14 protein-coding genes are annotated in these 18,663 nt (G+C 35.9%); 2 read left to right on the forward strand and 12 right to left on the reverse strand.

Annotation, left to right across the window (positions count from 1 at the left end):
- Positions 1-37 precede the first annotated feature (37 nt).
- Together IR022_RS13480 and IR022_RS13485 are read right to left on the reverse strand one after the other, a co-directional pair.
- Positions 38-1,024, reverse strand: a complete 987-nt coding sequence (locus IR022_RS13480) for an acyl-ACP desaturase (protein ID WP_050710848.1) — start codon at positions 1,022-1,024, stop codon at positions 38-40.
- A 650-nt stretch (positions 1,025-1,674) separates the two neighbouring features.
- Positions 1,675-2,409, reverse strand: a complete 735-nt coding sequence (locus IR022_RS13485) for a lysophospholipid acyltransferase family protein (RefSeq protein ID WP_050710849.1) — start codon at positions 2,407-2,409, stop codon at positions 1,675-1,677.
- Positions 2,410-2,715: 306 nt separating this feature from the next.
- On the opposite strand from IR022_RS13485, the gene IR022_RS13490 reads away from it, so the two are divergent.
- Both IR022_RS13490 and IR022_RS13495 read left to right on the forward strand, forming a co-directional pair.
- A complete protein-coding gene (locus tag IR022_RS13490; RefSeq protein WP_194204109.1) occupies positions 2,716-5,127 on the forward strand; it encodes a TonB-dependent receptor in 2,412 nt (803 codons plus the stop codon).
- A gap of 103 nt (positions 5,128-5,230) precedes the next feature.
- Positions 5,231-6,454 (forward strand): DUF4374 domain-containing protein, encoded by a 1,224-nt coding sequence (locus IR022_RS13495; protein ID WP_050710851.1) that lies wholly within the window; start codon positions 5,231-5,233, stop codon positions 6,452-6,454.
- A 137-nt stretch (positions 6,455-6,591) separates the two neighbouring features.
- Here IR022_RS13495 and IR022_RS13500 read toward each other — a convergent pair whose 3' ends face one another.
- From IR022_RS13500 to IR022_RS13545, 10 genes are all read right to left on the reverse strand, one after another.
- Positions 6,592-7,098, reverse strand: coding sequence for a flavodoxin (locus IR022_RS13500; RefSeq protein ID WP_050710852.1), 507 nt, complete (start codon positions 7,096-7,098; stop codon positions 6,592-6,594).
- 45 nt (positions 7,099-7,143) lie between these two features.
- Positions 7,144-9,177, reverse strand: coding sequence for a thiamine pyrophosphate-dependent enzyme (locus IR022_RS13505; protein WP_050710853.1), 2,034 nt, complete (start codon positions 9,175-9,177; stop codon positions 7,144-7,146).
- A gap of 30 nt (positions 9,178-9,207) precedes the next feature.
- Positions 9,208-10,530: a dihydrolipoamide acetyltransferase family protein gene (locus IR022_RS13510; RefSeq protein WP_194204110.1), complete on the reverse strand. Its 1,323-nt coding sequence runs from the start codon at positions 10,528-10,530 to the stop codon at positions 9,208-9,210.
- A gap of 187 nt (positions 10,531-10,717) precedes the next feature.
- Positions 10,718-11,464 carry a biotin/lipoate A/B protein ligase family protein gene (locus tag IR022_RS13515; protein ID WP_110309937.1) on the reverse strand — a complete coding sequence of 249 codons (747 nt, stop codon included), beginning with the start codon at positions 11,462-11,464 and terminating at the stop codon, positions 10,718-10,720.
- Positions 11,465-11,482: 18 nt separating this feature from the next.
- Positions 11,483-12,838 carry a dihydrolipoyl dehydrogenase gene (gene lpdA, locus IR022_RS13520; RefSeq protein WP_194204111.1) on the reverse strand — a complete coding sequence of 452 codons (1,356 nt, stop codon included), beginning with the start codon at positions 12,836-12,838 and terminating at the stop codon, positions 11,483-11,485.
- A gap of 365 nt (positions 12,839-13,203) precedes the next feature.
- A complete protein-coding gene (gcvPB, locus tag IR022_RS13525) occupies positions 13,204-14,658 on the reverse strand; it encodes an aminomethyl-transferring glycine dehydrogenase subunit GcvPB (protein WP_194204112.1) in 1,455 nt (484 codons plus the stop codon).
- Between the two features lie 3 nt (positions 14,659-14,661).
- Positions 14,662-15,999 (reverse strand): aminomethyl-transferring glycine dehydrogenase subunit GcvPA, encoded by a 1,338-nt coding sequence (gene gcvPA, locus IR022_RS13530; RefSeq protein ID WP_194204113.1) that lies wholly within the window; start codon positions 15,997-15,999, stop codon positions 14,662-14,664.
- 20 nt (positions 16,000-16,019) lie between these two features.
- Positions 16,020-16,397: a glycine cleavage system protein GcvH gene (gcvH, locus tag IR022_RS13535; protein ID WP_050710859.1), complete on the reverse strand. Its 378-nt coding sequence runs from the start codon at positions 16,395-16,397 to the stop codon at positions 16,020-16,022.
- Between the two features lie 35 nt (positions 16,398-16,432).
- On the reverse strand, positions 16,433-17,524 hold the full coding sequence (gene gcvT, locus IR022_RS13540) for a glycine cleavage system aminomethyltransferase GcvT (RefSeq protein ID WP_194204114.1): 1,092 nt from the start codon (positions 17,522-17,524) through the stop codon (positions 16,433-16,435).
- A 51-nt stretch (positions 17,525-17,575) separates the two neighbouring features.
- Positions 17,576-18,556 carry a lipoate--protein ligase gene (locus IR022_RS13545; protein ID WP_194204115.1) on the reverse strand — a complete coding sequence of 327 codons (981 nt, stop codon included), beginning with the start codon at positions 18,554-18,556 and terminating at the stop codon, positions 17,576-17,578.
- Between the last annotated feature and the right edge of the window lie 107 nt (positions 18,557-18,663).

Consider the following 18,663-nt stretch of genomic DNA (forward strand, 5'->3'; position numbering starts at 1 on the left):
TAGTTTCCTTTTATATATAACATATTTATATATATTATTATTTCATCGCAGGTTGTACCCATTTGAATATATAAGAGTCAACCGGAACAACCATTCTCTCTGAGATTTTAGCCATACGGGCAGGCAATTTCATAAGAAAATCGCGGGCACGTTCAGCTTCGTCCGTCAATCCTGAAACTTTATCAATTTGCCATTTGTCAATCAGTTTTTGCATAATATCCACATAGTCGCTGGCTGTATATACACCCATACGTTGTGCGGCATTAGAAAATTGCTCAAAGGCTGTACTTATTTTTTCACCCGATTCTCTAAGGAAGTGAGCAGGCATTACAATTTTTTGCTTCATCATATACTGAAAAGCCAACATCATTTCGCTTGGATCGACCTCAAATATGCGTTTTACAAACTCACTGTATGCATAATGATGTCTCATTTCGTCACTCGCAATACGCTTACACATTCTTGATAGTTTGTCATCCCCTACCTTTTTGGCAAGTTCAGCCACCCGATTGTGAGAAATGAAAGTTGCTAATTCCTGAAAACTTGTATATACAAAATTTTTATAAGGATCGCGTCCTGTACCAATATCAAAACCATCGCTGATAAGATGTTGAGTAGTTTGTTCGATCTCTCTCATATTCACCCTACCCGACAGGTATAAGTATTTATTTAATAAATCGCCATGACGATTCTCTTCACTTGTCCAATGTCTGATCCATTTAGACCAACCATTACGTTCTACATTATCCACACCATCAATTTCCATTAACCACGATTCGTATGTTGGTAAGGCTTCCTCTGTAATGGTATCCCCTACTAACACTACCCAAAAATCGTAAGGTAAATCTTTTGCCAATTCGCGTAATTCTTTTACCTCGTCAAAAAAAGTTTCCTTTTCAGAATTAGGCAAATAATCTGTTGGTTGCCATATTTTTTCAACAGGTATTAAATATTGATCGATAAAGGTATCGACATTCTTTTCCAAGAAGCGCATAACTTCCAGTCTGATATTTTTGATAGACATTCTACTATAATTATTTAAAATTACGACTTTCTATGAGTGTATATTCTCTTTATCTATGAATAGGAAAACAATATACTTGCTACACAAAAAGACGGACGAAAAGTAAAGTTAAGATTATTTATCAACCAGAATAAAAAGGGCTCTTATTTAGTTATCTATAACAGTTTTATGTCATAAAAAGATCTGAATACTATTTACTGAAGAACAATTTGTAGAGCAGAATTTAAGATAATCTTAAATTCTACTCATATGTCTGATTTTTAGAACCTGATCTGGATTAAGTGAATACTGGCGAACCGATAGGTGACACAATAAAGAAGAGAACTATACAGTAAAACATGTCAAACAGACAATAAGCTTCGAAGACATCTAAGACTCATCTATTTTATCTATGAACCTAAAACTTAGTCTAACAGTTCATTTTTCAACTTCTAACTTTTCTGAAAATATCTTTTTTTGACGAATTATAGAAGAAGGTTGTGCTTGTATTTTTTATAGGATAGTATAGAATAAGTATGTCAATGTAACTTACAGAAAAAAACCATAAAATCAATATATCCAATTACATATCAACAAAAAAGGACTACAAGATTTATGATATATCTATATTATAGTTAATAGCAGGCTTAATATTTATCTTCTATTGCAATTTAAACTTTAATACTTCCTACAACCTCTCGTTCAACCCTCTCAAAGACTTCAGAAAAGGGAATACCTTTTATCGCAAAAGGCTCATGTATAGTAAATACTAGCTTGTTGCCTAACCCCATTGGGAAAGAACCCCATTTAGTCATTTTCCACGAATTATTAATAGTTACCGGAACCATATAGGCCGAAGGTGCATATTTACAAAGTATCTTTAAGCCATTTTCAGCAAAAGGACCGGGTGCGCCTGTTTTACTCCTTGTTCCTTCCGGAAAAATAACAGCCGACCTTTTATTCTCTTCTATATAATCAGCCATTTTCTTAATGGATGATAGAGACTGCTTTGCATCTTTTCGATCGATAAGTACCGAACCTCCATGATTCAGGTTATAAGAAATACTAGGAATACCTTTACCCAATTCTATTTTACTAATAAACTTTGGATGGACCTTTCTCATAAACCATATAATACCCGAAATATCATATAGACTCTGGTGATTTGCAGCTATAATTAGAGGAACTCCCTCAGGAAGTCTTTCTAAATTTTCGACTTTATAAGTTGTGCCTAAAACATAAGTGTTGGCTGTTAAAAAGAAATTTAATGCATCCACACTTTTCTTATGAGCATTGTATCCAAACCAATTAAAACAAATCCATTGTATCGGGTGAAATATAAGTAGAGTGATCAAAAAAAGCAGATAATAAATTATCGATAGGGGGTATGATATTAATTTTTGCATAATTCAAAAGTTCAATGATATTCAAAATTAGCAAAAATTCTGTTAATTAAAAATATAAAAATGATAAGATATTATGATTATTACTGATTAAAAACTCAAGAAAAAGTCATCTAACTATACATCAGAGAATACCAAATTTCAAGAAATAGCATATACCATAATATTATTAAACAAGCCACCCTCTCTACACATATCTAGGTATCAAGAGGGATCAATCAAGCAGAAAATACCTATTAATTGCGATTGCATAAACAACTTGGAAATTATACTTTCACGACTTCAAAAAAGGACATAACAAATTCAACAATGAATTCTAAATTATCTAAATTTTATTTACTAAGCTTTCTTCTCTTTTCTCTCGCAAATCTATCATTACATTCGGCAACACAACAACAAGCTAAAGGCTCTATTAGCGGACGAGTTATTGATGCTCAAGGGACTCCTGTTTACCCTGCGACAATTTCGATCGAAGGTCTTACTATTGGTGCATACACCAACGAGAATGGAGAGTACAAACTAGAGAATATACCTAGTGGAAAACAAACTATTACCATTTCGGGAATAGGTGTAAAACCTAAAAAAACTGCAATTACAGTTATTGCCAATAAAACAACGGAAATATTGGATATTGAGGTTGACAACTCTGTCAGCTTAAGCGAAGTATCCGTAATAGGAAAAAGTGAAGCACGTAAGCAACAAGAACAAGCTTTTGCAATAACAGTTCTTGACTTAAAAAGAGCTCAAGTTATCTCTATTCCTCTCAATAGACTCTTAAACAATGTATCGGGGGTGCGTGTACGCCAAGACGGAGGTGTAGGTTCAAACTACAATTTCAGTTTAAATGGATTCTCAGGAAATCAAGTAAAATTCTTTCTGGATGGAATACCTATGGATAATTTTGGTCCCTCATTCAATTTGAATAATATATCTACCAATATGGCTGAACGTGTAGAAGTGTACAAAGGTGTACTTCCTGTTAGCCTAGGTGCTGACGCATTGGGTGGAGCCGTAAACATTGTTAGTCGTAAAGATGCAAATTATCTGGATGCATCTTATGCAATAGGATCTTTTAATACACACAGAGCAGCTATAAACGGAGCTTATACCGATAGCAAAACAGGTTTTACTGTACGTGCAAATGCATTTTATAATTATTCGGATAATAACTATAAAGTTTTTGCTCCGATAAAGGATTTAAATACAAATAAGATAATAGATAATCGTTGGGTTAAACGCTTTCACGACAACTATGAAGCAGGAGGAATCAGGCTTGAAAGTGGGATCACAAACAAATCGTATGCCGATTATTTATTAGCAGGCGTTATCGTCTCCAAAAATGATAAAGATGTGCAAACAGGCGCAACTATGGATGCTGTATATGGTGGTGTAAAAGTAAAAAGTGAGTCTCTGATACCTTCTATCCGATACAAAAAGGATGATTTGTTTACAGAAGGTTTATCTGCTTCTTTTTACGGAGCATACAACAGTGTCAACACTTTTAATATAGACACTATTTCCAGAAGCTATAACTGGTTAGGAGAATCTATCAAAGATTCGACCAGAGGCGAAAGAGCATATACCGATTCGGAAATAAAGAATAGAGAATGGCTCTCAACTGCAAATGTTAGCTATATGCTAGACACTCATCAATCTATCACATTGAACCATGTATTTTCGTCTATAAACAGAAAAATACATGACAAGGTAGACCCCGAAAATGAATCGAATAAAATTCCTCAAAAACTAACTAAGAATGTTACAGGTTTGGGATGGCAAATAAAGTATGATCGTTGGAATGCAAATGTATTCGGCAAACTTTACAATACCAACAGTTCAACCTATAAAAGATTGGATGAATATACAGAAAATGCAAGGCTCGAAAAAGTAAAAGACAGCAAAACCTATTTTGGATATGGTGCTGCTACTACCTTCTTCATCCTACCAAAATTACAAGCTAAACTATCTTACGAACAAGCTTATCGTTTACCCGAAAGTACAGAAATGTTTGGAGATGGATTGATTCAACAACGAAATCCCGATCTTAAGGCAGAAAGCAGTGATAATGTGAATTTAGGTATTGCTTATGAGCAACACTTAAATAATGAACATATCCTATATTTTGAAACAAATTTAATTTACAGAAACACTAAAGATTTTATACTTAAAGGAGTTAGTTTAACTACTGATCCTACGACTGCTTATGAGAATTTAGGCAAGGTATTGACTAAGGGAATAGAAGGTGGAGTAAAATATAGATGGAAAAATCTACTTCATGCAGGTGTAAATGTTACTTATCAAAGTATCATAGATAATCAACAATTCGAGAAAAATTCGGGAAGCCTTGTAGGTGAAGGCATTTTCGAACATATATCATATAAAGAACGTCTTCCCAACATTCCATATTTCTTTGCTAATGGAGATGCAGGTGTTCTATTCCAGAACGTGATTATAAAAAACTCTGAGCTTACATTAGACTATTTATTTGATTATGTTCAAAAATATTACTTGTCTTTCCCCGGATTAGGAGCTAAAGCTTCTAAGAAAGTAATACCTCAACAAATGTCGCACGACATAGCTTTAGGCTATACATTAGAAAATGGTAAATATGGTTTTGTATTAGAATGTACAAACATCACAAATGAGAAATTGTATGATAATTACAGATTACAAAAACCAGGTAGAGCTTTCAACTTTAAAGTACGTTACTTTTTAAGATAAGTGCATCATTAATAATTTAGCAACAGAAATAGCTATTGTTATTATACTTAATCCAAAGCAATAAAAAGGTTTTAAACCTTCTATATAACAAATCAATATTGAAATGAAATTAATAAAATATATAACAAACTTTTTCTTCATCGGACTTATTTCACTTGGCATGACGTCATGCGATGACACTACCGATGATGAAAATACAGAAATTCCGAATGCTCCATATGTTATCAGTTTAGGAATAACTGCCAATGGAACTACTACCTATTACGTAGTTAGCACAGAAAACCTTATGTCTGACAAAATAACCGCAGTAGGAAAGGGAATAGAGCAAAACGGATATCACGATTATGAACAAGGTAATCAAACCATATTTTGTGTAGGGGGACTTGGTGTTACAAGTGCTACAGGAATAGTACGAGACGCTAATGGATTTTTACAAGAAAAAGGAGACTTTGTTTTTGATGAATCACTTAGAGCCTTTTCTCAAATTGATAACAATACTATGTTAGGAGTCGAAATACCGGCAAATGCAGCAAGTGGAAACCAAATTACCTTTTATACTGTAGATATAAACACTGTATCTATAACCAATAAAGTAAGAACCCCTATTGCTCCTATTGCCACATTAGAATGGCCTAGCATCACGGGGATTTGCATGAGTGAAAATAGAGTCTATATGACCTACTTCGGAATGAATCCAACAGATTACAGTACTAAATTTACTGATACTACTTATGTTGCTGTATACTCATATCCTGAGATGAAACTCGAAACGATTATGAAAGATACACGCACAGGACCTGCTGGATCATGGTACGCACATAATGGAATCTTTAAAGTAGAATCGGGAGATATGTATATCATGTCAAACTCTGCATTAGCTAACGGATTCTCGCAAAGTACCAAGAATGCGGCTTTCCTTCGTATACCTAAAGGACAGACTAAATTTGATGACTACTTCTTCGATTTCGAAACTAAATCGGGAGGATTAAAACCTGCCCATATCAGATATATTGGAGATGGGTTACTATATGCCGAAGTGAGTACGCTTAACCCTCAGACAACAGCCGACAGATGGTCTGATAAAGCGTTGAAGTGTTGTATTATCGACTTAAATAAACAAACAATAACCGATATTGAAGAAATTCCCGTTCATAATGGAAATGGTGGACGACGTTTCAATGTTTTGGTAGACGGTGGATACGTATATTGCCCCATCACAACAGCCGAAGGCACTTACATATATCGTGTTGATCCACAAACGGCAACAGGCGAAAGAGGTGCTAAAATCTCGACAACGTTTGTAGGTGGATTCTTTAAATTAGATTAAAGGAACTCTCCTGTTTTCTTTAACAGTTGTAACTATAACTGCGCTTTCACTAAGAAATCAAATTACAAATAAAAAGAGAGAGTAACCAATTGGTTACTCTCTCTTTTTATTTGTAGAAATCTACTGATTCTGAATTCTTAGTTAAACTCTTTCTTTAGTTGAGCCACCCAATCTGATATTCGTTTATCAGTTTTATCAGCTTGAGTATCGATATCGATAGCCAATCCTAAGAACTTACCATCTCTCAATGCTTTTGATTTCTCAAAAGTATAACCTTCAGTTGAAGTTAGACCTACAATTGTAGCTCCTCCTGCTTCGAAAGTTTCGGCTAGAAGTCCAATTCCATCAACAAAATTCTCAGGATAATCAACTTGATTTCCAAGACCAAAGATGGCAACTTTTTTACCTTTCAATTTCAAATCATCTAAATCAGGAAGTATTTCATCCCAGTAAGTAGGTAATTCTCCATCAAACCAAGTAGAGGTTCCCAAGATTATGTTATCATAGCCTTCGAAGTCTTTTCTCCAAGCTTCTTCAATAGCCACAACTCCCATTGTAGTATCTCCAAATGCAGCTTGTATCTTCTTAGCTATCTCTGCTGTTTTTACAGTACTAGTACCATAAAATAAACCTATCTTTTTCATTATACGCACACGTTTATAGTTAGTATTCTTTTTCAGTTTCTTTGATCAAAACTCCAATAATTCTTTAGCTGCTGCATAAATACGATCAGTATTAGGAAGTATCGCTTTCTCCAATATTGGATTAAATCCTACTGGAGTAAATGTTGATCCTACACGCTGAACAGGAGCATCTAAATAACGATATAGTTCGGTTCCGATAGATGCTGCTATTTCTGCACCAAATCCTGAAAAGACTTTATCTTCGTGTACTACTAATACCTTACCTGTTTTCTTAACAGATTCAGCAATTGTTTCTTTATCAAGAGGGATCAACGAACGAAGGTCTATAACCTCCACCGAATAATTACCATCTTTAGCCAAACGTTCGGCAGCATCCAAACAAAGGTGAGTAGTATTACCATAAGTAATGATAGTAATATCGCTACCATCGCGACGGATACGTGCTTTACCAAAAGGTACTTCGAAATCGTCAGGAACTACTGTCGATGATTCTACAGCATTATAAAGTGCTTTAGGTTCAAAGAATAGTGTAAATCCTTCTGATCGCAAGCTTGTACGTAATAATCCCGCTGCATCATCAGCAAAAGAAGGATATACGATACGTGCTCCTGGTAGAGTAGTCAATGCACCTTCTAAGTTTTGAGAGTGATAAAGACCACCACCAATGTAACCACCGGCAGCTAAACGGACTGTGATATTCGGAGAAAACTGTCCGTTTGTTCTCCAATATTCGTGAGTACATTCTACATATTGGTCGATAGCAGGCCAAAAATAATCGGCAAATTCTGCACCTTCTACAACTACACGGATATCTTTGCTAAAACGGCTCATACCATTTGCAGTACCCATTATATAATCTTCGGCAATAGGAGCATTAAATACACGTCCTTCACCAAATTCGGGTTGCATACCTTTTGAAACGTTGAATACACCACCCTTTTCTTTGTTTGCAATATCTTGTCCCCAAAGGAAAGTATCTGGGTTAAGTCTGAATTCAGCCTTCAATGTTTCATTAATAGCTGTAACCAGGTTTTTAGATTCGCCTGTTTCATTATGTGTTCCATCCACATATTTTTGAGGATGATATGGTTCAGGTGTTACAAAGTCAAAAATTGTACTTGGATCTGGATCCGGAGCCGCGATAGCTTTTTTATTTGCTTGGCTCAATTCTTTCTTAGCATCAGCCTCTATTTGCTTCAATTCCTCCTCAGTAAAGCGTTTGTAACGCAATAGCATACGACGGAATTTCAACAATGGATCGGCTTCTTTTACATATGCTAACTCATCCTCATCTCTGTATAAAGTTTGTTTATCAGAGTTTGAGTGTGAACCCATACGTACACAGTTTGCCTGAACAATTACAGGATTACTTGTACTTATAGCATACTCACGAGCGGCAGTCATTGCATTCATAGAATCGAATACATCTTTTCCATTACAATGAATGATCTTCAAGTTTTTAAATCCTACAAAGTTATCTGCCACTTTACGGTTAGCAGTTTGTTCGTGCTTAGGAACTGAGATACCGTAACCATTATCCTGAATAACAAATATTACAGGCAACTGCTCGGTACTTGCTCCATTGATAGCTTCATAAACATATCCTTCGGATGTTGAAGCCTCACCATGTGAAGTATAAGCTACACCTTTGTGTTTGTAATAAACCATAGCACGAGCCACCCCAACTGCATGAAGGTCATGAGAACCTGTTGCAGATGAAACGTTCTCGATATTCCATTCGGGTTTAGCAAAGTGATTCGACATATGTCTACCACCACCAGCCACATCCGTAGCTTTAGATATACCATTCAAGATTATCTCTTCGGCAGTCATACCAGCAGCTAAAACCGCAAGCATGTCTCTATAATAAGGGAACATAAAGTCTTCACCTCTCACAAATACCTCACCCATTGCAAGCTGAATACCATCATGTCCTGCATAAGGAGCATGATACGACCAACCTAATGATTGAAGTAGATATGCAGGCGCTTTATTATCAATAGCACGTCCTAGTGTCATCAGATAAAACCATCTTTGGAGGGTGTCTTTATCTGTGGTTTTTATAGTAAATTTTTTCATTATATATTTTTTTTCAGTTGCTTAGTATAATCAAGCTTCCCAATTTTCTAAATAATCAGCAATACGTCTAACAAATGCTCCACCCAATGCACCATTGATTACACGGTGATCGTATGAAAGAGATAGGTACATCTTATGACGAATAGCGATTACATCTCCATCAGGAGTTGAAATAACAGCAGGTTTCTTTTCGATAATACCAGCTCCTAAAATTGCAACTTCAGGCTGATTGATAATAGGTGTTCCGATAATATTCTTGAACGAACCAAAGTTGGTTATAGTAAATGTTCCACCTTGTATATCATCACCCGATAGTTTATTATTACGAGCTTTGAGAGCTAAAGCATCAATACTTGTTGCCAATCCTGTAAGATTCATCTTATCAGCATCTTTAATTACCGGTACAATTAAGTTCCCATCAGGCAACGATACAGCTATACCAATATTGATACGTTTTTTCTCAATAATATTGTAACCATCCAACGAAGAGTTGATTCTTGGGAAATCAATTAAAGCCTTAGCTACAGCTTCTGTGATAGCTGGCAGATAAGTTAAACTTATACCTTCACGTTTTTGGAATGCATCTTTATTTTTAGTACGCCATTTTACAAGCTTAGTTACATCTACTTCTACAATAGTAGTAACATGTGGAGATGTTCTTACAGATTCTACCATTCTGTCGGCAACAATCTTACCTACAAAATCCATTGGTATTACTTTGTCTCCTTCTGCTACCGGAATAGCTGGTTTTGGAGCAGGGGCTGCAGCTGGTGCGCTTTGTGTTGGCGCAGCACTTGCGGCTGGTTTAGCCGCTCCTGGAGTTGGAACAACACCATTTTTAGTCTGATCAATATATTTTGTAATATCTTTTTTGCTTAGACGACCTTCATAACCTGTTCCAGCTATTTTATCAAGTTCATCTTGAGATATTTTGGCTTCTTTTGCCAATTGAGTTACAACAGGCGAATACCATCGACCTTCTTCTTTGTTCTTTTTAGCAGGAGCTGCAACTTCAGTAGCCGGAGCTTCTTTTTTCTCTGGTGCTGGTTGAGCTTCGCTTGCTTTTGGAGTTTCTTGTGCTGGACTCGCTGCTGAATCGCCAGCATCTTCGCCTTCTAACTCTACTTTTGCTACAACTGTTCCTACGGGTACAGTATCTCCTTCTTGAAAAAGGATTTCTAAAATTTTACCAGCTACGGGCGAAGGAATCTCCGCGCTTACTTTAGCGGTATTTACCTCAAAAAGAACATCATCTTCTTCGATGGTGTCTCCTACTTTTACAGACCAAGAGATAATAACTCCCTCAGTAATACTTTCGCCCAACTTGGGCATTTTTATTTCAAATGTTGGCATAACTATTAATTTAAAAACACATACGTATAGGTTTCAATTATTGTATGGTGTACATATATTTAACAATATAACGCATTTTCTGCATAGAATGTTGACATCTGGAGATAGCAAAATGAACTAAACAATGTCACACCTCCGTAACATTCTATCTATATGCAACTTACAGAAAACTAATCAGTATTAGAACTTATCTATGAGAAGCCTCATTAAAGTTCCATACTTCGGTAGCATATTTTGCATCTTTCAGTAACGAAATAGCCTTTATATCCTCTTCTGTAAATTTATATTGTTTATTTTCTGAATTATTATCTATAAAATCATTCAATATCAAAGCCTTTAAATCCTCTATTGCTAAGGGATTAGCCAGATGCTGACTAATATTAGTAACAGGACTTTTTACAGACCTTACATATATCTTAGATTGTATATTTGAATTGTTCTCGGGCTGCTCGTTGTGACTTTCCAAAGAGGTAGTAAGATATTCTAAATTAGAAGAATAGAGCAATGTAGCATGATACATTACCCTATTCTTATGTATAGATTGAGCGCTTCCTGAAATCTTTAGCCCATCAATATTCAGCCCACGACGCTTATCAGCTTGTGCATTAACTCCCATTCTTGATAGAATATCCAACGTTAAGTTGGTATACTTATCAAAATCAAGATTATTACTACGTTCAATAAAAGTTACATTAATATTACCTAAGTCATGGTAAACGGCACCACCTCCCGAATAACGACGGACAACCTTTATATGTTTGTCGCGTACGAAATCGATATTGACTTCCGCCCATACATCCTGATGTTTACCAAGAATAATGGATGGTTCGTTTTGCCAGACCATAAAAATATCGTCCGAAAAATTTTTCAGTAGGTATTCTTCTGCTGCAATATTAAAATATGCATCAGTAAATGTGTTGTTAATACAAAGCATAGAATCGTTTTCTCAGGTTCAGGATTTAGCAAATAAAGTTTCACGGATAATTTCGCTCACTGTTGGGTGAGGGAATACTATCTTTTGGAATTCTTCAACGGTATAGCCTTTTTCGATAGCTACCGTTGCCAAAATAATAAGTTCCGATGCAGGGTTACCCAGCATATGACATCCTATTATCTGATCGTCTCCGTTTACAATAAGTTTACATAATCCACTACCACCTTCATTTTCGGCTAAGAAACGTCCCGAATAAGCCATTGGCAGTTTAAGAACACTATAAGGTATTCCTGCTGCTTTAAGCTCTTCTTCGGTTTTACCCGCTCCTGCCAATTCAGGATTAGTATATACTACTCCTGGAATAGCTTTGTAACTCATTACATCATCAATACCCAAGATATGATTAATTGCCACTTCGCCCTCACGGATAGCTGTATGAGCTAACATCGAATAGCCTGTGATGTCACCACAAGCATATACATGTGGATGAGAAGTTTGCATATATTCGTTTACTTTTACTCCGTTTTTAAGAAGTTCTACTTTAAGACTTTCTAAACCTACATTCGCGATATTGGCTTTTCTTCCTACACTTACTAGGATTTTATCAGTCTTTACTTTTTGCGATTTACCATCTTTTTCGATAGTAACTTCTGTTGCCGAAACTTCTACAACTTTGGTATTCAGATAAAAGTCAATTCCTCTCTTTGCATAGTCTTTTCTAAGCAGAGCAGAGGTTTCTTTATCCATAGCTCCTAAAATCTCAGGCATCATTTCGATAACGCTAACTTTTACACCCATACTATTGAAGAAGGATGCAAATTCAATACCGATAACACCTCCACCAATAATAGCCAATGAAGCTGGAAGTTCTTTGATATCAAGAGCTTCTTTAGATGTCCAGTAGCTAATTTCAGAAAGTCCTTTGATTGGAGGAATTACTGTATCAGAACCTGTACAAACTAAAACGTACTTTACCGAATAGCTTTGCCCACCCGATGTAATCTGAATACTACCATTGGCTTCGCCTTTTATAGAAGCTTCACCCTCTACAATAGTTACACCTGCTCCGGTTAGTTTCATCTTAACTCCTAGCGTCAATTGCTTTACAACTTTGTCTTTACGACCAATAATTTTACCCAGATCGAAACCTGCGTTACCCTCAACGGAAACTCCGTATTTGGATGCTCCTTTAATATTATCCAAGATTTTCGCTGAATACAGTAATGTCTTCGTTGGGATACATCCCTCGTTTAGACAAACTCCTCCTAGAGATTTTTTCTCAAACAAGACGGTTTTTAAACCTCCTGCAACAGCTTTTTCAGCAGCATTATATCCTGCTGGTCCTCCTCCAATAATAGCAATATCGTATTCCATAATAAATTTGAGATATAGTTAACAATAATAAGATTACAGGTCTATTATTGTTATTCTAAGTGTTATACAAACTAATGTAAGCTGAATAGTTTAACAATAAATACTATACAGCACTGCAATATAGAACAATAATAGAAATGTTTAGTTCTTACCTCGTGTAAGTATTTTGAGTTGTGTTACTCTTTAGAAGAATTAGGAAATACAGCATAATAATTATTGCTGTACTACCGGATCATAATAGACTTTGGTTATGATACTTACCCAAGCACTAAGAGGCAAGGGCAGTAAATGTTTCATAGAATGGTTAATGACTGATAGAAATTATCAATAGAAATCGCAAATCAATCATTAACCATCAATATAGATTAAAGCAGATCTTTATAGATAAGCATAGGCTTTTTGGCCGCCGTAGTTTCATCTAATCTCCTGACAGGTGTTGTGTAAGGAGCATTTTTGACAGTCTCGGGATCTTCCTTGGCTTCGATAGCCACCGTTTTCATTACCTCAATAAATGCATTTAATGTATCCAACGATTCGGTCTCTGTTGGTTCAATCATTATAGATTGAGTGAACAATAACGGGAAATAAATAGTTGGTGCATGAAAACCATAATCGAGCAATCGTTTGGCAATATCCAAGGTTGTTACCCCTGTCGATTTATCAAGTAAACCATCGAAAACAAATTCATGTTTACAAATACCTTCAATTGGTAAATAGTAATATTGTCTCAAAGATTCTTTGATATAATTTGCATTAAGGGTTGCCAACAGGCCTACATTTTTCAAATTATCCTTGCCTAAGGAAAGAATATAGGTATAGGCTCGTATATATACCGAGAAGTTACCTAAGAAACCAGATATACTACCTAGAGAGTCATCTCCATTATTAAGATAATAACGATCTCCGTCTTTCCTCACACGAGGATTAGGCAGAAAATCAACCAATGCTTTAGATACACCTACCGGACCACTTCCAGGACCTCCTCCTCCGTGAGGTGTAGAGAATGTTTTATGTAGATTGATATGCATAATATCGAATCCCATATCACCAGGGCGGCATTTTCCTAACAACGGATTAAGATTTGCACCATCATAATAAAGCAATCCTCCTGCTTCATGAATCAGATCGGCTATTTCTAAAATTTCAGTTTCAAAAATACCCAATGTATTAGGATTCGTCATCATGATTCCTGCAATGGTATCATCCAACAAAGGTTTTAAATCTTCAACACTGATTGTTCCTTTTTCATTAGAATGCACCTCAACAATTTCCAGTCCGCAAACTGCTGCACTTGCCGGGTTAGTACCATGAGCACTATCGGGTACAATTACTTTTGTACGCTTCAAGTCACCTCTTTTAATATGATACTGACGCATAATCATCAGACCTACCAATTCTCCATGCGAACCTGCAAACGGATTCAATGTATATTCTGCTAATCCCGATATTTCGGATAATGAACGAGCCAAGTTATAATATACCTCTAAGGCTCCTTGTACCGTTTCGTCAGATTGAAGCGGATGCAAAGAAGAAAAAGCAGGCATATTGGCTATCTCATCGTTTATCTTAGGATTATATTTCATAGTACATGAACCCAAAGGATAGAAACCTGTTTCGACACCAAAGTTCTTATTAGAAACATTGGTATAATGACGAACCACATCTAATTCGCTCGCTTCGGGCAATTGAGCTTTTTCTTCTCTTAAGAGAGTAGAAGGAATGTCTTCAATTGAATATTTTGCCAATTGATTTTCGGGCAGAGTATAGCCGTGACGTCCCTCTTTCGAGATTTCAAATATTAATTTGTCGTAATATTTCATGGCTTATACCTCCTTTATTAATGAAACCAATTGATCAATTTCCTCTTTACTCCGTTTTTCTGTCACACAGAAAAGCAGGCAATCATCCATTCCATCTTTATATTTGCCTAATTGAATACCTCCCAGAATACCATGATCTAGTAATTTCTTACTCAATACATCTATATTTAAAGAAGTTTTCACAGCAAATTCTTTTAAGAATGGTTTCTCAAATGCGGCTTTAAATTTGCCTGTTGCCAACAACTGGTCGTATAAATAGTGAGCACCACTATATGATAGTTTATTTACATCACGAAGACCTTCTTTACCCATCAACGACATATAAATAGTAACATACAATGCCATCAGTGATTGGTTGGAACAGATATTACTGTTTGCCTTCTCACGACGTATATGTTGTTCACGAGCTTGCAATGTTAATACAAAAGCACGTTTTCCATCCACATCGGTAGTTGCACCAGCTATACGTCCGGGAAGTTTACGTACCAAATCTTTTTTGCTGGCAAGGAAACCAATGTATGATCCTCCGAAATTGAGAGGCATCCCCAAAGATTGTCCATCACCACAAGCAATGTCTGCGCCCCACTCTGCCGGCGATTTCAACACAGCCAAAGCAGATGGATCAGTATTCATTACAAAAAGAGCCTTAGCGGCATGAATGGCATCACTGTATCCGGTATAGTCTTCGATGATTCCATAGTAATTGGGACTACTCACAATTACACCTGCAACATCGCCCGAAGATAGCTTGCTCTCCATATCTGCTTTGTCGGTACATCCATCCTTCTCTGCTATTTCCTCTATATTTATACCTCTATATTTGGCATAGGTTTTTACGACCTTAAGTATATTAGGATTTACAGTTTGAGAAACCAGAACTGTATTTTTCTTTTTAGCACTTGCCACCACCATAAACATGGCTTCGGCAGTAGCAGTAGGTCCATCATACATCGAGGCATTAGTACATTCCATTCCCGTAAGTTCGCAAATCATACTTTGATACTCAAATATATATTGCAACGTACCCTGAGCTATCTCAGGTTGGTAAGGTGTATATGCTGTCAAAAATTCGGAACGAGAAATTAACGGGCCGACTACAGACGGGGCATAATGATCGTAGGCTCCGGCTCCGGCAAAAACAGTCAGCTTTTTATTCTTGTTTCCAAGGTTTTCGAAATATTTTCTAATCTCAATTTCCGATTTGGAAACCGGCAGATCATATTCCTTTTTAAGAACCACACTGTCTGGAATCTCGGCAAACAAATCATCTACTGATTTTACCGAGATTCGTTTCAGCATTTGTTCTATATCAGCTTCTGTATGTGGAAAGTATTTATACATAGCTTATTAGATTTTAGATTTTACTCACAAATTTCTGCATAGGCTTTGCTATCCATAAGCCCTTTTAGTTCGCTGGCATCAGATAGTTTTACTTTTAGAATCCAACTATCAAATGCATTTTTATTGATTAATTCGGGTTCGTCCGAAAGTTTCTCATTTACTTCTACAATCGTTCCACTAACAGGAGAAAGCAGGTCACTTGCAGCTTTTACACTTTCAACTGCTCCAAATTCTTCCTCTTGTTTTATTTCATCACCTACTTCGGGAATATCCACATAAACGATATTTCCTAATTGATGTTGTGCAAAATCAGTTATACCGATATAAGCAAATTCACCTTCAACTTTCACCCACTCATGTGATTCTGTGTAATACAGACCTTCAACAACTTTACTCATTTCTCTATGTTTTTTATATTAATATATATGATGATTTATTTCTTATAATTCTTTTCGTAGAATCGTTTTTTCACAACCTGACCTTTAAATTCTTTTTTGCGAATACGAACATCTACATCTGTACCCAAGGTAGCATATTCACTGTCGATCAGAGCCAAGCAAACGCTTTTTCCGGTAGAGATAGAATTGTATCCGGTAGTTACATATCCTATTTTCTGACCATCTATTTCTACATCATAACCACTTCGGGGTATTGCCTTATCAACTAATTCAATACCAACTATTTTCCGTTTTACACCCTCAGCTTTTTGCTTAAGGATAGCGTCTTTTCCTATAAATTCTTCTTTATCGAGTTTCACAAAAGAACCAAGCCCCGCCTCTAGCGGTGTGATGTCCTGATCGAGCTCATGACCATAAAGAGGAAGCCCCACTTCGAAACGAAGTGTATCGCGACATCCCAGACCACAAGGAAGAACTTCTTTTGATTGAACGAGTAAGTCCCATGTTTTGTTTATAAAATTGTGACTTCCATATAATTCGAAACCATCTTCTCCCGTATATCCGGTTCTCGAAACAATGATAGCCTCGTCATTGTATTGCAATTCTTTGAATGTATAGAATTCAAGATCGTTTACCTCAATACCTATATATTTCTCGATTGCCTCAAATGCTTTGGGACCTTGTACGGCAACTTCACCATAATAATCAGATTGATTGATAATCTCAACATTATAGCCTTTGCTATTTTCTATCATCCACTCGTAATCCTTGGCAATATTAGCAGCATTTACAACAAGGAAGAATTCCTTATCTGCTTTTTTATACACCAATAAATCTTCGACAACACCGCCTGTTGGATACAACATCATACCATAGAATATTTTTCCTTTGGCTGCTCCCGAAATATTATTTGTAAAAATGTGGTTTATATATTTCTCACTGTCTTCGCCTTTAATTAGTATTTCACCCATGTGAGACACATCAAAGATACCGGCAGCATGGCGAACTGCATTGTGCTCTTCTACAATAGAAGTATATTCGATAGGCATATCAAACCCTCCGAAAGGCATCATCTTTGCGCCTAAAGCGAGATGCTTGTCGTGTAAGCAAGTTTTAAGTGTTTCCATTTATATATCGGTTTATAATTTAAGTTCAAGAAATACATTTAGAATTACATTCTAATTCGCTTTTTCGTTAAACAAAGTATTTATAAAGTGGTCTTTGTGCAAATTGAAAATATAATCCTCCATTTTTATGTCTTGAAGAATCTTAGTCACAGATTCTCTATCATAAGGTGTATTTATCAACAATTTAAATATACCACCAATATCTCCAATAAGAAAATAATCTCCTACAATATTAATATCCTTGATTATATTATTTTTGATTTCTAATCGAATTTCTATCTCACCAGCTTCATTATAATCTTTCTTTATTAGCGTATAACGTGGGTTATTACCAAAAATAAACTCCTCACTCAGATATTCTTTTTCTATTTCTTCAATCTTCACTATTTCTTCTTCAGTAAGCATTCGCTCACTATCACAAAGATGAGTTCTAACAAAAGTTTTAAAAGCTTCGATATCCATATCGAAATGCTCCGAGAGGTTTGTTACCCTCTTCCTTACAGACTCTATACCCTTCGAAATTAATTTCTGGTTATTGGGAGTTATCGACAAAACAAGCTTTTCCAAATCAGTATTAAATAACATAGTACCATGTACAATGCTTTTTCCCGATGCTCGATAAAAAGCATTTCCCGAAACTTTCTTTTCGTCTATCGTAATATCGTTTCTACCCGAAGCAATAGCGTTTATTCCCAATTGCTGCAATATATGAGAAACTCTTTGAAGATACTTATTGAAGGTAAAGCTTACATTAAAATCTCTGGTAATATACGAAAACATAATATTACTAAAATCGGCATATACACATCCTCCGCCCGATTTACGACGATAAGTTTCAATTCCGTTCGCCTTTACATAATCCAAATTTACTTCGTTCTCCATCAACTGATTTCGACCAAAAATAACTGTTGGGTTTACTTGCCACATAAAAAAGGATTCCTCTTCATCGAGAAAGCGTGCAACATACTCCTCCATGGATAAGTAAAAGGATAAGCGTCTTATTTTGTCTTCTGGTAAAGCTATATATATCATGTTTAATGTAAATAGTTAATAAAAAGGTCTGGAACCTTGAAATTATAAATTTACATAAAGTTTTTATATATCACATTTATAAGAGGAAATATATCGGAAGAGGATGT

The sequence above is a fragment of the Dysgonomonas sp. GY617 genome (genome assembly GCF_015233815.1).
Classification (GTDB): Bacteria; Bacteroidota; Bacteroidia; order Bacteroidales; family Dysgonomonadaceae; genus Dysgonomonas_A.

Coding starts and splice junctions, on each gene's coding strand:
- IR022_RS13480 (WP_050710848.1), bottom strand. CDS start 1,024: ATGTCTATCAAAAATATCAGACTGGAAGTTATGCGCTTCTTGGAAAAG.
- IR022_RS13485 (WP_050710849.1), bottom strand. CDS start 2,409: ATGCAAAAATTAATATCATACCCCCTATCGATAATTTATTATCTGCTT.
- IR022_RS13490 (WP_194204109.1), top strand. CDS start 2,716: ATGAATTCTAAATTATCTAAATTTTATTTACTAAGCTTTCTTCTCTTT.
- IR022_RS13495 (WP_050710851.1), top strand. CDS start 5,231: ATGAAATTAATAAAATATATAACAAACTTTTTCTTCATCGGACTTATT.
- IR022_RS13500 (WP_050710852.1), bottom strand. CDS start 7,098: ATGAAAAAGATAGGTTTATTTTATGGTACTAGTACTGTAAAAACAGCA.
- IR022_RS13505 (WP_050710853.1), bottom strand. CDS start 9,177: ATGAAAAAATTTACTATAAAAACCACAGATAAAGACACCCTCCAAAGA.
- IR022_RS13510 (WP_194204110.1), bottom strand. CDS start 10,530: ATGCCAACATTTGAAATAAAAATGCCCAAGTTGGGCGAAAGTATTACT.
- IR022_RS13515 (WP_110309937.1), bottom strand. CDS start 11,464: ATGCTTTGTATTAACAACACATTTACTGATGCATATTTTAATATTGCA.
- lpdA (WP_194204111.1), bottom strand. CDS start 12,838: ATGGAATACGATATTGCTATTATTGGAGGAGGACCAGCAGGATATAAT.
- gcvPB (WP_194204112.1), bottom strand. CDS start 14,658: ATGAAATATTACGACAAATTAATATTTGAAATCTCGAAAGAGGGACGT.
- gcvPA (WP_194204113.1), bottom strand. CDS start 15,999: ATGTATAAATACTTTCCACATACAGAAGCTGATATAGAACAAATGCTG.
- gcvH (WP_050710859.1), bottom strand. CDS start 16,397: ATGAGTAAAGTTGTTGAAGGTCTGTATTACACAGAATCACATGAGTGG.
- gcvT (WP_194204114.1), bottom strand. CDS start 17,524: ATGGAAACACTTAAAACTTGCTTACACGACAAGCATCTCGCTTTAGGC.
- IR022_RS13545 (WP_194204115.1), bottom strand. CDS start 18,556: ATGATATATATAGCTTTACCAGAAGACAAAATAAGACGCTTATCCTTT.